Genomic DNA, 13,041 nt, shown 5'->3' with positions numbered 1-13,041 from the left:
CAGATGAACGATACGCGAACGGGAAGCGGACGGCTTCTCGCAAAAAAGAAAGACGGGGTGCGCAAGTTCCTCAAAGACAATTACACGGGCTGGCTGTTTAACATGCCGCTCACCGTGGGACTGCTTGTGTTTACTCTCATACCCGTGGGCTATTCGCTGTATATTTCGCTTTGGAGCACCAACTGCATAAACATATGGCAATGGCGCGGCTTCGACAACTATATAAGAATGTTCACCGTAGACAGCCGCGAAATGGGCATAGTGCTCTTAAACACCTTTTATTACGTGGTTGTGAGCGTGCCGCTCGGGCTTGTGGTTTCTTATATGCTCGCCGCGCTCGTAAACAACAGCATGGTAAAGGGCGTAAAGGTATTCCGCATACTCTACTATCTGCCTTGCATGATACCCGCAGTAGCCTCCGCGCTGCTGTGGTCCGACCTCATGCGCTTTACCGCTAATCCCGCCACGCAGGGCATACTCAACAAAGTGCTCGTGCTGTTCGGCATGAGTCCGTCGCGGTGGTTTGCGGGCGAGGGACCGAGCGCGATAGCCTCGCTGTTTTTCATCAACCTGTGGGGCGCGGGCGGCGGCATGCTCCTGTGGCTCTCTGCGTTTAAGAATATCGACAAGGGATTGTACGAAGCCGCGGATATAGAGGGCGCGGGCAGGGTAAAGAAATTTTTGCTCATCACCATTCCCATGTCTACGCCCATGATATTTTATAACCTCATAATGTCGGTTATAGGTTCTATTCAGTATACGGGCACGCTCATGTACTCGGGCGGACCTCTGCCGGGACGGGGAAGCGACGGGCAGTCGCTGTATATGCTCGGCGTTAAGATTTACAACACGTCGTTCAAAATTCCCGCCGCTCGCGGATACGCCGCCGCGCTCGCTTGGTTTATGCTTGCCGTGATAGGCGCGATAACCGCCGTGCTGTTCAAAACGAGCAAATGGGTGTTTTACGGAGAGGAGGGCTGAGCGAAGATGACATTCACCGCAAATTCGAGCGAGCTTGACCGCCTCGAGGCGCAGAGAAAACGCGCCCGCGTAAAAAAGAGATGTTTGCAGGCGGCGATATACGCGCTCATGATAGTTATAGCCGCGATATTGCTGTTCCCGTATCTTCACATGATACTCAAAAGTCTTATGACCGCCGAGGAGGTAGACAGCCCGTACGGAAGCTATTTCCCCAAAACCCCGCAATTTATAAACTACGTTACCGTGTTCGATACGGGCGGATACGCCAAAGGTTTTATTTGGACTATGATTATAATCCTGTTTAACCTTGTGGCGGTGCCCTTTTCGGCAACGCTTATCGGCTACTCGTTCGCAAAGCTCAAATGGAAGGGCAGGAGCGCGATGTTCGCCATAATGCTTGGCACTATGATGTTACCCGCGGCCGTAACGCAGTTGCCGCTGTACATAATTTTCAGCAAGATAGGCTTTCTCAATACAGTACTGCCCTTTACCGTTCCCAACCTGTTCGGCGGCGGCGCGGTGTACATATTCCTGATAGTGCAGTTCATGCGCGGCATACCCGCCGAGCTCGAGAACGCGGCAAAGATAGACGGCGCGAACGCATTCACGCGATATATGCGCATAGTGTTGCCGCTTTGCAAGCCCGTTTTGGTGTACGTAATGGTGCAGGTGTTTCTCGCGTATTGGGGCGACTATTACGGACCTTTGGTGTATCTCACCGCGGCGGACTCGCCCAAAACGCTTGCGCTTATACTCTACAATTTCATTACCGACAACTCGTCGGGCACTAAGATAAACGTGCTTATGGCGGGCGCGGTGTTTATGTCGGTGATACCCACGATACTGTTCGGCATTTTCCAACGGCAGCTCATAGAGGGCGTAACCATGGGCGGACTCAAAGGTTAAAAAGGAGATATCCATGCGCAAAAAAATATCCGTAATAATACTTGCCGCGACAATGGCGTTTACGTTCGCGTTTGCAAACGCGTGCAAAACCGACGACCCGCAAACGCCGATTATAACGCGCGTAGCCGACGAGCGCAACCTCGACGCGTTCGAGTATACCCGCGCGAACCTTACGGCAACCGACCGCGAGGGCAGGGAAGCGGCGGCGGGCGACTTATACAACGGCAACGACGTGGGCGTGTTTTATCACACGTGGCACGGCGCGCACGAAACGGCGGGGCAGGTGCTCGATATAACCGAAATACTCAAAGAGAACCCCGACTACCTCGGGCCCGATTACCTCGAGGTAAACAAGAAGGCGTTCCATTGGTGGGGCGAACCGCTCTACGGCTATTACTGCTCCGACGACCCGTGGGTGATAACTCGTCACATAGAGCTTATGATGGCTATGGATATAGACTTTTTGGTGTACGACTACACCAACAGCGTAGCCTATGATAAAGAGGCGGATAAAATTTTCGAAATACTCGAAAAGTACCGCTTGCAGGGTTTCAAAGTGCCCAAAGTTACGTTTTACACAAACACCGGCTCGGGCAACATGATACTCAAACTGTACTCTAAGTATTACGAGTCCGAGCGGTACAAAGAACTGTGGTACGCGCCCAACGGCAAGCCGCTCATAATAGGCGTAAGCGCGATAACTTGCAGCAATCCCGCGCTTTACGAGGAGTTGCGCACCGAGTTTTTCGATTTCCGCGAGTCGCAGTGGCCCGACACCACCACGCCCGAAAATTTGGAAACGGGCTTTCCCTGGATGAATTGGTGCTATCCGCAAAAGAACTACAACGGCATGATGAGCGTGTCGCTCGCACAGCACCCCGGCGCGAAGATGAGCTACGGCAAGCGCACCAACTACGGGCGCGGCTACGATTGGAATAAACTGCGCAACTATACGGCAAATTCGAGTTTGGGCACAAACTACGAAGGGCAGTGGAAAACGGTGCACGAGAATAACGCAAGCGGCAAAGGCAAGTACGTAAATCAAGTGTTGCTTACGGGCTTTAACGAGTGGATGGCTCAAAAGTTGGACGACGGCAACGACGCGTTTTTCGTAGATACGTTCAGCGAGGAGTATTCGCGCGATATAGAGCCCATGAAGGGCGGCTACGAAGACAACTTTGTAATTCAAACTCTTACCAACACCCGCAAGTATAAGTACACCGAGGCAAAGCATTACGAGTACCGAACCCATACCATGGCTCTCGATTCCTTTTCTCGCGAGGCGTGGGCGGAGGTAAAGAGCGAATATCGCGATATGGCGGGCGACGCGCTCGAACGCGATTTCGAAGACGCTTTCCGCACAACGCGCTACGTAGACCACAGCAACCGCAACGATATAGTGAGCGTTCACGTAACGCACGACTCCGCAAATTTGTACGTGCGCGTGGAAACCGCGGAAGATATCACGAAATACAACGGCACGGATAAAAATTGGATGAACCTGCTTATTAAGACGGAGGACGGCGTTGAAAACTCCTTTGCGGGGTTTAACTACGTAATTAACCGCTCGCCGAACGCAAGCGGCAAAACGAGCATAGAGCGGAGCAAGGGCGGCTACGATTGGGCGAGCGCGGGCGAAGCCGATTACGCGGTGCAAAACAACGTGATACTCTACCGCATACCGCTTTCCGCGCTTGGATTGAGCGAAGAAAACTGCTACGTGCGCATAAAGGCGGCGGACAACGTTACGCATTACGACGATATAACCGATTACTACGTATCGGGCGACAGCGCGCCCATAGGCCGCTTCGCGTACAGTTACGGGTACTAAGGAGGAGAATATGAAAAAACTTTTAATAATACTACTTGCGGGGGTGATGTGTTTTACCATGGCGGCATGCGACAACAAAAAACCGTCGGACGGCGACGGAACAGCTACTGTGGAGCGTTCGCTCGATAGAAGAAAGCTCACGCCCGAGCAGTACACCGCGCTCAATACGGTGGGCACGGACGCGCTCGGCAGATACATAGCCGAAGCGGACGGATACCGTAGCGGCAACAAATACGTGGGCATATGGTACTCGCTGTGGCTCGGGCAGCACACCATGCAGCAAACGGCTATATACGATATAGAAAAACTCCTTCAAACCGAGGAGGGCAGAGCGGCGGTCGAGTCGCTCGACGACAGCGAGCTTTCAAAAACGGGCGAGTTTCATTTTTGTTCCGAACCGCTTTTCGGCTACTACAACATGCGCGACGAGTGGGTGGTAACGCGGCACATAGAGCTTCTAACCGCGGCGGGCATGGATTACCTTTGTTTCGACACGACAAACGCGGTTACTTACAAAGAGGTTGCAACGCTCGTGCTCGACACCCTCTTAAAGTATCACGAACAGGGCTTTAACGTGCCCAAAGCCATGTTTTACACAAATTCGGACGCGGGCAACACGGCGAAAAAGATATACAACGATTTTTACATAACCGACAAGTACGACGATATTTGGTTTGCGCCCAACGGCTCGCCCATGATAGTTACCATAACCGAAGATAACCGCAACGCGAGCGACCAACGCCCCGGACAGAGCTACAAATACTCTGTGTTCGAAGATATTTACGAGCGTTTCGACGTTCGCGAGTCGCAGTGGCCGCAGGGCGAAATCAAGCACGAAAACGCGCTTCCGTGGATGACTTGGAACTATCCGCAGGAAATCCACCCCGAACTCAAGGCAATGAGCGTGTCGGTTGCACAGCACGACCCGCAACGGTGCTCGTTCAGTTTCCAACATCCGCACAGCAGCCGCGGCTACGACCACACTACCAAAAGGCTCAACAAGAACTTTGCCGAGGGGCAGAATTTCGAAAGCCAGTGGAAAACGGTGTTCGATTACGAGGCGCGGGGCAAAACGGTGGAAAACGTGCTTTTATGCGGTTGGAACGAATGGATGGCGATAAAACAGCCCAACGGCGCGGGATTTGTAGACGTGTACAACGAGGAGTACGGGCGCGACGTGGAGATGAGCAAGGGCGCGTGCGGCGATAACTTTTTCTACCAAATGACTCGCAACATACGCAAATACAAGCTCACCGAGCCCAAGCACTACACCTACCAAAAGCTCAACATAAACATAGCCGACTCCGCGCTGTCGCAGTGGAAGGGAGTTAAAGCGCATTACCGCGACTTTGCGGGCGACGCTCTTGCCCGCGACGGCAAAAACGCGATAGGCGAGGCGCACGCGTACGTAGATAACAGCAACCGCAACGATATTACCGACGTTAAGGTGGTGCACAACGCGCAAAACCTTTACGTATACGTGAAAGTGGCGGGCGAAGAAATAACCGAATACAACGGCTCCGATAAAAATTGGATGACTCTTTTGCTCGGCACCGACGGAGAGGGCGAAAAGTTCGGCGATTGGCAGTTTATTATAAACCGCTCGCCGAGCGCAAGCGGCAAAACAAGCATAGAAAAAAGCAAGGGCGGCTACAGTTGGGAGAGCGCGGGCGAAGCCGAATACAAGGTGCACGGCAACGTGATAGTTTATTCGATACCGCTTTCGGTTCTCGGCGTTACCGCCGACTCTTGCCACCTGAAAATCAAGGCGTGCGACAATTTACAGCACCCCGAGGATTTCAACGACTACTACGTATCGGGCGACTGCGCCCCCATAGGCAGACTGAGTTATTCATACGGGTATTAAGCAGGAGATTGCCGCGGGCATAAATGCCCTCGCAATGACATGTAAACCGTTTGGATAAAACGGTCATTGCGAGGAGGGCGAAGCAATCCCATACATGAGAAAAGTAAAGGAGGAAAAACCATGATTAAAAAAATTTCGCTGTTTGCGCTGGCATTGTGTTTTGTTGCGTGCGTGTGCGCGTGCAATAATTCCGCGGGCGAAAACGGCGGCAACGGAGGTGATAATACGGAAGAAACAAGGGTAATGACAAATCATGCCGTGTACGACGGAGTGGAGTTCCCCGACAGTTTGTGGACCGCTCCCGAGTATAAGCGCGACGAGCAAAACGACCGAACCGACAAGAAAATAAAGGGCGAAATTCGGGCGATATACTACCGTAGCGACTACAACGGCGAGGAAAGCTATGCTTTTGCGTTTTTGGGAATACCCGAGGGCGCGAGCGAGCAAAACAAAGCTCCCGCGGTGTTGCTTGTGCACGGCGGCGGAGGTACGGCGTATTGGCAATGGGTGTGCGAGTGGGTAAACCGCGGCTACGTTGCTCTTGCCATGGACCTCGAGGGGCATGTGCCGCTCCCCTCGGGCACGAGCGACAATATGCCCGCAGACCTTTACGTAAAGAGCGAGTATACCGCTCCGCACAACCAAAACTACGGCGACGCGAGCAAGCCCATAGAGCAAACTTGGATGTATTACGCAACGAGCACGGCAATACGCGGCAACTCGCTTTTGCACAGCCTGCCCTATGTAAACAAATATAAAGTGGGCGTGTGCGGCGTGAGTTGGGGCGGCGTGATAACCTCTATTATTTCGGGTTACGACGACAGGTTTGCGTTCTCCGTCCCCATTTACTGCTCGCTCAATTTGGCGGAGAGCGGCAGTTGCAATTTGGGCAGCTATTACAAAAACCACGCCGAAGCGCAGGTGTGGGACAACGACGAAGGACTGAGCCGCGTTAATACTCCGCTGTTGCTGCTCGCCATGAACAACGACCCCAACGCGTTGGTAGACAGTCTTTCGTATACCGTGGAGAGTTGCCGCAACGCTCAAATATCGCTCGTGAGAGGATGGGCGCACAGCCACTCGCACGCGTTTGCTCGGCAAGAGCCTTACGCCTTTGCCGACTCCGTGGTAAAGGGCGGCGCGGGACTTATTAAGATTAGCGGAAAACTCAAAGGCGAAAAGGGAAGCGTTACTTTATCCGTGCCGAGCGGCGTAAACCTAAAAGCCGCCTATATAGCGGTAACGGGCAGTGCGTTTAACCGCATACCCGACTTTACGCACTTTAGACTCACGCCGAGCGGCAACACGCTCAAGTATGAGCTCACCGACGAAATGGCGCAGTCGGCGGGCGGCGCGATTACCTGGTGCTACATTTGGGTAGAAGACCATTTGGGCAGGGTGGTTTCCACCGTGGCAGTAGAGTTGTGAGCGGGATTGCCGTCATTGCGAGGATAATCGGGTTTATGTCATTGCGAGGAGCGAAAGCGACGAAGCAATCTCAGCCATGAGAAAGCAATAGCAACTGAACGAGTTCCGTGCAGGAGATTGCCACGGGCATAAGTGCCCTCGCAATGACATGTTAAGTAAAATGCGTCCGTAAATTCAAAAGCGCGGACTCAAAATAAAAAATTCAGGAGGAAAAGAAAATGAAAAGAAAATGGCTCGCGAGTATACTAATGCTTGTTATGCTGTGTACTTTGGTCGGGGGGGGGGCTGTTTTAGCCTTGGCTCTCGACGAAAGCAAAGCCGAGGTAAAAACAACGCAAACGAGTTATACATCTGATTTATTAGGGTTTGCCGGAAAGTCGATATTAGTGACATTGGATGCGAGTTCCGGCGTTAGTGATTTAGGTCAGTGGGTACCTAATGGTAAAGAATATGTAGAGTATATAAGTAAAAACAATGAGAACAAATTAACGATTTTAGGCGACGGACAGACAGCAGCTATTGAATATTTGAACGAAAATTTAATTATAAACAGAACATCTGCAGCAATTGAAATAGGTGATTTGGTAACTGTTAAAGCTGGGCTCGCGTGGGGTGAAAAAGAAACAAAATCTGCCGCTTCGTACTTATGCAATTCTTCTGCGGATGGAGCATGGCTTGTTTACGCTCCCACGGGTTTCACCGCTAACAAAACCGCAGAAAGCGTAATGGTTGGTGCGAACAAGAAAATAAATTTTGTTGCGGCGTATGAGGGCGGAAACTATGCCGACGCTCCTGTTACGTATGAGTCGAGTGACGAAAACATTGTTACGGTAGGCGGCGCGGGACTTAACGCTACTATCACAGCGGTTGCAAAAGGTACAGCCACAATAACCGCCACGCTTTACGGCGGCAAAACCGCAACCGTAGCGGTAACTGTGGAAGAAATTACTGCTCCGCTTAAAGCTATAGAGGTTAGCGGTAAAATTTCGGTTTACAAGGGAATAACCGCGCTTAAGCAAACCGACCTTGCGGGACTTACGGGCAAGAAAATATTCGGTACGGACGAGGGAACCACCGAAGAGTCCGAATTTACCGTAGAGCTTGGAATGCTCAAAAATCTTCCCGCGGATTTCAATACCGTCGGCACAACTAAGATAACCGTTGAAACCGACGGAAAGAGTTGCGAGGTTGATTTGGAGATAAAAGAACGCCCCGCGCTTACTATAACGGAGGTTGGGTATTGGCATACGTCTTGGGGATTTAACGTGGTGTTCACAAACGATGACAATACGGGAATAGTTCCGGGCGGCGAAACATTCGAGCAGGAAAAAATAGACAAAGTGGAAATAGTAAATTCGCAGGGCGTATCCATAAAATCGGGTTACAATTTCAACTATAACGGAGCGCGTTTCGTTGCTACTCCCAACGGTTTGCCGCCTGCCAAAATCGGCTCGAGGATTACAGTTAAAGAGGGATTTATTTGGCTCGAAAAAGAACTCAAGCAAGACCAAACTTTTGTGCTTACGGCGGCTTCCGACCGAATGGTTGAATACGACCCCGATACGCACGATGCGAAATCCATAACAATCACAACCGAAACCGACGATTTCTTTTTTGCTCAAACCACAAAACAGCTCGAGTGGAAATTGAGCGACGGTGCGGCGGCGTTCCCGTCGTTTACCTCGAGTAACGAGGCTATAGCCACGGTTGACGAAAACGGACTTATCACGGGCGTAGCCGAGGGCACAGCCACTATAACAGCAACGGTAGGCTCGGGCGACGGCGCGAAAACCGCTACTTACGAGTTGAACGTGAAACCCGCTTTGCCCATGGACAGAGTGGAGCTTAAAACGGCGTACAAGATTTGGATAGAAAAGGGCGAAGAGTTCTTTGTTCCCGAAGATTTCACCGCAGTGCCCGTATACAAAAACGGCGATAAAGACTTTTTCGGCAGAGAGTTTAAGCTCGTTACCGAGGGCGACAAAGCCAATACCGTTATAGACGGCACCGTAAACACCGCTGAGGCGGGCGAGCAAAAAGTTACGCTCAAAGTAACATATGAGGGCAACACGTATGACTTGCAGGTTGAGCTTAAAGTGTTTGCGCCCGTGGAAATGGAGATAAAAGAGGTTGCGATAGTGGAGTGGTTCAATTTCGCGTCGTTCGTGCAATTCCCCAACTCCACCACCAACAGCGCCAACATAACCGACACCACGTTCATACCTTCCTCGCTCAAGTTCTCGTACACGAGAGCCGACGGCGAGGTTGTGGAAAGCGGAGTTTACAACTTGGGCGGCGGCAACATAGCCATATTGCCCGCGTTTATAAACATAATGGACGGCGACAATCGCGCCATAAACCTCAACAACTTTAACACCGACGAAAGGTTTTACCGCGAGGGCGACAGAATAGTTTTGCAGGCGGGGTTTGCGGGCTATTTGTGGACGGGCGACAAGCTCGGCAACGAGGACCCCTCCAACAAAGACAGCATGAAACCCGGCACGGGCATGGCGGTGCGCGAGTGCGTGCTCAAAGAGCAGGTAACTTACATCTTCGACGGCTCGCTTTGGGTGGTGTTTGCGCCCACGCAAGACGTGAAAGTGCCCGACGGCTTAAACGTGATAATCGGGCAGGAGAAGAACATAGGGGCGCGCCGCTTGCCCGCAGGCGCAACCGAGGGGTCGTTCACCTATTCGGTGGCGGACGAAAGCATTGCCACGGTGAACAAAAACGGCAGAATTACGGCGAAGAAACTCGGCACAACCGAAATAACCGTTACGCTCATTAACCGCGAGGGCGGCGATATAGTTAAAAAAATAACGCTTAACGTGGTAGACGGCGTAATAGAACTCAGCTTCGGCGAGGTTGAGAAGATAACCGTAACTAAGGGCACCGAAACGCCGAACTTGAGCGGCATAGGCAAGCTCGTATACGCAACCGGCAAAACCGAAGACGCCGACTTTACGAACGCGGTGCTCGAGGGCTATGACAAGAATACTTTGGGCGAACAGCTCGTTACCGTAACGGTAACGGTGGGCGACGAAGAATTCAGCGCAACCATAACGGTTGTGGTGGAAGAAGAAGCGGGCTGCGGTTGCGGAAGCAGCGTTGCGGGATACGCGTCGATTGCGTTCGGCGCGGCAATACTCGCGCTCGCCGCCGTGCTTATGGTGAGAAAGAAAAGGGCGGCTTAACCGTCATTGCGAGCAAAGCGAAGCAATCCCCTGCATGAGAAAAGAAACCGAAAGTGCCTCATGCCTGGGATTGCCACGCTCGTTATACTCGCTCGCAATGACAGTAAACCGTTTGGGTAAACCTGTCATTGCGAGCAAAGCGAAGCAATCCCCTGCATGAGAACATACAAAAAATTACACGGAGAAATAAAATGACCGAAGCGTTTGACCTGTTGAAATTCAAAACGGAATATCAAGAAAACCCTCTTGCCGTGGAGGCGCGGAAACCGCGTTTCGGCTGGCAGTATCCCGCGGGCAGTTATGCCGCGCAAAAGAGTTACCGCATTACCGTGGGCACTGCGCCCGATAAGAGCGATATGTGGGACAGCGGCGTTGTGGAGTCGGAGAATTACGTTGCCGTGGAATACGGCGGCAAACCTCTCGAGTCGCGCGGCAGATACTTTGCGAGCGTTACGGCTACGGACAAAGACGGCAAAACGTACCGTTCGGGACAGAATTTCTTTGAAACCGCAATATACAATCAAAGCGAGTGGAAAGGAAGTTGGGTTTCCGTTCCCGCGAATTTCAACGGGGGAACGCTGTTGTTTCGCAAAAAAATAACCTTAGACCAAACAAAAGAGATAGCGCGGGCAAGGGCGTACATTTGCGGGCTGGGCTATCACGAATTTTTCGTAAACGGCAAAAAGGCGGGCAACGCTTTGCTCGACCCCGCAATTAGCGAATTCTCCAAACGGGTGTTTTACCGCGCTTACGATATGCAAAATCTCCGCAAGGGCGACAACGTGGTGGGCATAGAACTCGGCTACGGCTGGTTGGGCTCGCGCAAACTGCTCGCGCAGTTTTACGTTGAGTATGCCGACGGCAGCGTATACGAGGACCACTCCGGACCTGCGTATGGCTGGTGGGTGGGCGGAAGCCCCACGGTAGACAACAGCATATACGGCGGCGAGGTGTACGACGCTCGCATAGAGGACGTATATCCGCGCAATTGGAACACGCTCGATTACGAACCCACTTGGGGAAACGGCTGGATGTACACCATTGCCGCCGCCGCGCCCGCGGGCAAGCTCGAGGCGCAACAGATAGAGCCTATCGAGGTGTGCGCGAGCTATCCCGAAAAGGAGCGCACGGAGCTTGAAAAGGGTGTGTGCGTGATAGACGTGGGCGCGAACATTGCGGGGCGGTTGCGCATAAAGGTGAAAGGCCGTAGGGGCTCGGCGGTAACGCTCAAGTTCGGCGAACAACTGCGCGACGACGGGCGGGTGAACCGCTTAAATCTGCGGTCGGCTCGGTGTTCGGACAAATACATTCTTCGCGGCGAGGGCGTGGAAGAGTGGGCGCCCCGCTTTACATATCACGGGTTCAGATACGTGCAGGCGGAGATAAAGGGCAACGCCGAAATATTGGAAGCGGTGGGCGAGCACGTGCACACGGCAACGCGGTCGGCGGGGACTTTCGAGTGCTCCTGCGCTACGCTCAACAAGTTGCACGAGATAGCGGTGCGCACCGAGCGGAACAACGAGCACTCCATATTAACCGACTGCCCCCAACGCGACGAGCGGTTCGGCTGGCTCAACGACCTCAGCTCGCGCATTTACCAAACCATGTACAACGTGGATATGGCGCGGTTTATTCCCAAATTCATACGCGATATTACCGACTCGCAAACCGCGGAGGGCGCGATAGCCGACACCGTTCCTTATTACACGGGCGGCATTCCCGCCGACCCCGTTTGCGTGATTTATCCGCTTTTGGCTGTGTACGCCAACCGTTATTACGGCGACTCGAACACCTGCCTAAACGAATACGAGGGAGTTAAAAAGTGGGTTGACTACCTGCTGTCGCGCTCCGACGGGTACATTACGAACTACACCTATTACGGCGACTGGGTATATCCCTATCCCGATATAAAGGCGGACGGAATATATGTGTCGTCGGCGTTCCTTTACTGGCATTTGAAAGAGATGACTCGGCTTGCCGAAATCGCGGGCAACTCCGCAGACGCGGCGGAGTACCGCAAGCACGCCGAAAACAGCGCGAAGGCTCTCAACGCGAAGTATTTCCGAGCCGAAACGAACGATTACTGCAACGGTCTGCAAACCGAAAACGCGCTCGCCGTGTCGCTCGGGTTCGCGCCCGAAAACGCAAGGCAGGCGATTGCCGACAATATTTACCGCGATTGCGTAAAGCGCGGTCATCACTGCACGAGCGGCAACGTGGGATACAGACACGTGTTTTACGTGCTCGCCGAATACGGCTATGCCGAAGAAGTTATCGCAATACTCCGCAATCCCGAGTACCCGGGTTGGGGCTACATGATAGCAAACGGGGCAACGAGCGTGTGGGAGCGTTGGGAAGCCGAAATGCAAAACGAAATGCACTCTTTCAATCACCCCATGTTCGGAAGCTACGACGCGTTTTTATACCGTTTCCTTGCCGGCATTAACGTGCGCGACGACGCCGTTGCGTGCGACAAAATCACCATAGAGCCCGTTTTTGCGCAAAGCCTCGATTTTGTGCGCGGCAGTTTGGATACTGTGCGCGGCAGGATTGTGTCGGAGTGGAAGCGGGAGAACGGCAAAGTTGCGTTGCGCGTTGTCGTGCCGCACGGTACGAGCGCGGAAATTAAGTTCGCGGGCAACGTTTACCGCGTGGGCGCGGGCGAATACAAATACGAAGGGTGACGTTTCTCACGGCTGGGATTGCTTCGTCGGGCTGCGCCCTTCTCGCAAAGACATTGGGTTTTAGTCTGTCATTGCGAGCGAGCTGTGCGAGCGCGGCAATCTCCTGCGGGAAACAAGTTAGTATTGCTATCTCGTTGACATTTTGCGAGT

At 52.8% G+C, this 13,041-nt stretch carries 7 protein-coding genes; all 7 read left to right on the top strand.

The window, feature by feature from the left end; translation table 11 throughout:
- The first annotated feature begins 3 nt into the window (after positions 1-3).
- The 7 genes from NFR55_RS03500 (at position 4) to NFR55_RS03470 (ending at position 12,891) form a co-directional block, all read left to right on the top strand.
- Entirely contained in the window at positions 4-981 is a 978-nt protein-coding gene (locus NFR55_RS03500) for a carbohydrate ABC transporter permease (RefSeq protein ID WP_251546281.1), read from the top strand.
- 6 nt (positions 982-987) lie between these two features.
- Positions 988-1,887, top strand: a complete 900-nt coding sequence (locus NFR55_RS03495) for a carbohydrate ABC transporter permease (protein WP_251546279.1) — start codon at positions 988-990, stop codon at positions 1,885-1,887.
- A gap of 13 nt (positions 1,888-1,900) precedes the next feature.
- Entirely contained in the window at positions 1,901-3,718 is a 1,818-nt protein-coding gene (locus tag NFR55_RS03490) for a hypothetical protein (RefSeq protein WP_251546277.1), read from the top strand.
- Between the two features lie 10 nt (positions 3,719-3,728).
- The gene (locus NFR55_RS03485; RefSeq protein WP_251546275.1) at positions 3,729-5,585 is read left to right on the top strand and encodes a hypothetical protein; all 1,857 of its coding nucleotides are present in this window, start codon (positions 3,729-3,731) and stop codon (positions 5,583-5,585) included.
- Positions 5,586-5,705: 120 nt separating this feature from the next.
- Entirely contained in the window at positions 5,706-7,013 is a 1,308-nt protein-coding gene (locus NFR55_RS03480) for an alpha/beta hydrolase family protein (protein ID WP_251546273.1), read from the top strand.
- A gap of 581 nt (positions 7,014-7,594) precedes the next feature.
- Complete coding sequence (locus NFR55_RS03475; RefSeq protein ID WP_251546271.1) at positions 7,595-10,207, top strand: Ig-like domain-containing protein; 2,613 nt, start codon at positions 7,595-7,597, stop codon at positions 10,205-10,207.
- 191 nt (positions 10,208-10,398) lie between these two features.
- Positions 10,399-12,891, top strand: a complete 2,493-nt coding sequence (locus tag NFR55_RS03470; RefSeq protein ID WP_251546269.1) for an alpha-L-rhamnosidase — start codon at positions 10,399-10,401, stop codon at positions 12,889-12,891.
- Positions 12,892-13,041 lie beyond the last annotated feature (150 nt).

Source organism: Pumilibacter intestinalis (genome assembly GCF_943193005.1).
GTDB lineage: Bacteria > Bacillota > Clostridia > Christensenellales > Pumilibacteraceae > Pumilibacter > Pumilibacter intestinalis.
This window is presented reverse-complemented; position numbering and strand designations above follow the sequence as displayed.

Coding starts and splice junctions, on each gene's coding strand:
- NFR55_RS03500 (WP_251546281.1), top strand. CDS start 4: ATGAACGATACGCGAACGGGAAGCGGACGGCTTCTCGCAAAAAAGAAA.
- NFR55_RS03495 (WP_251546279.1), top strand. CDS start 988: ATGACATTCACCGCAAATTCGAGCGAGCTTGACCGCCTCGAGGCGCAG.
- NFR55_RS03490 (WP_251546277.1), top strand. CDS start 1,901: ATGCGCAAAAAAATATCCGTAATAATACTTGCCGCGACAATGGCGTTT.
- NFR55_RS03485 (WP_251546275.1), top strand. CDS start 3,729: ATGAAAAAACTTTTAATAATACTACTTGCGGGGGTGATGTGTTTTACC.
- NFR55_RS03480 (WP_251546273.1), top strand. CDS start 5,706: ATGATTAAAAAAATTTCGCTGTTTGCGCTGGCATTGTGTTTTGTTGCG.
- NFR55_RS03470 (WP_251546269.1), top strand. CDS start 10,399: ATGACCGAAGCGTTTGACCTGTTGAAATTCAAAACGGAATATCAAGAA.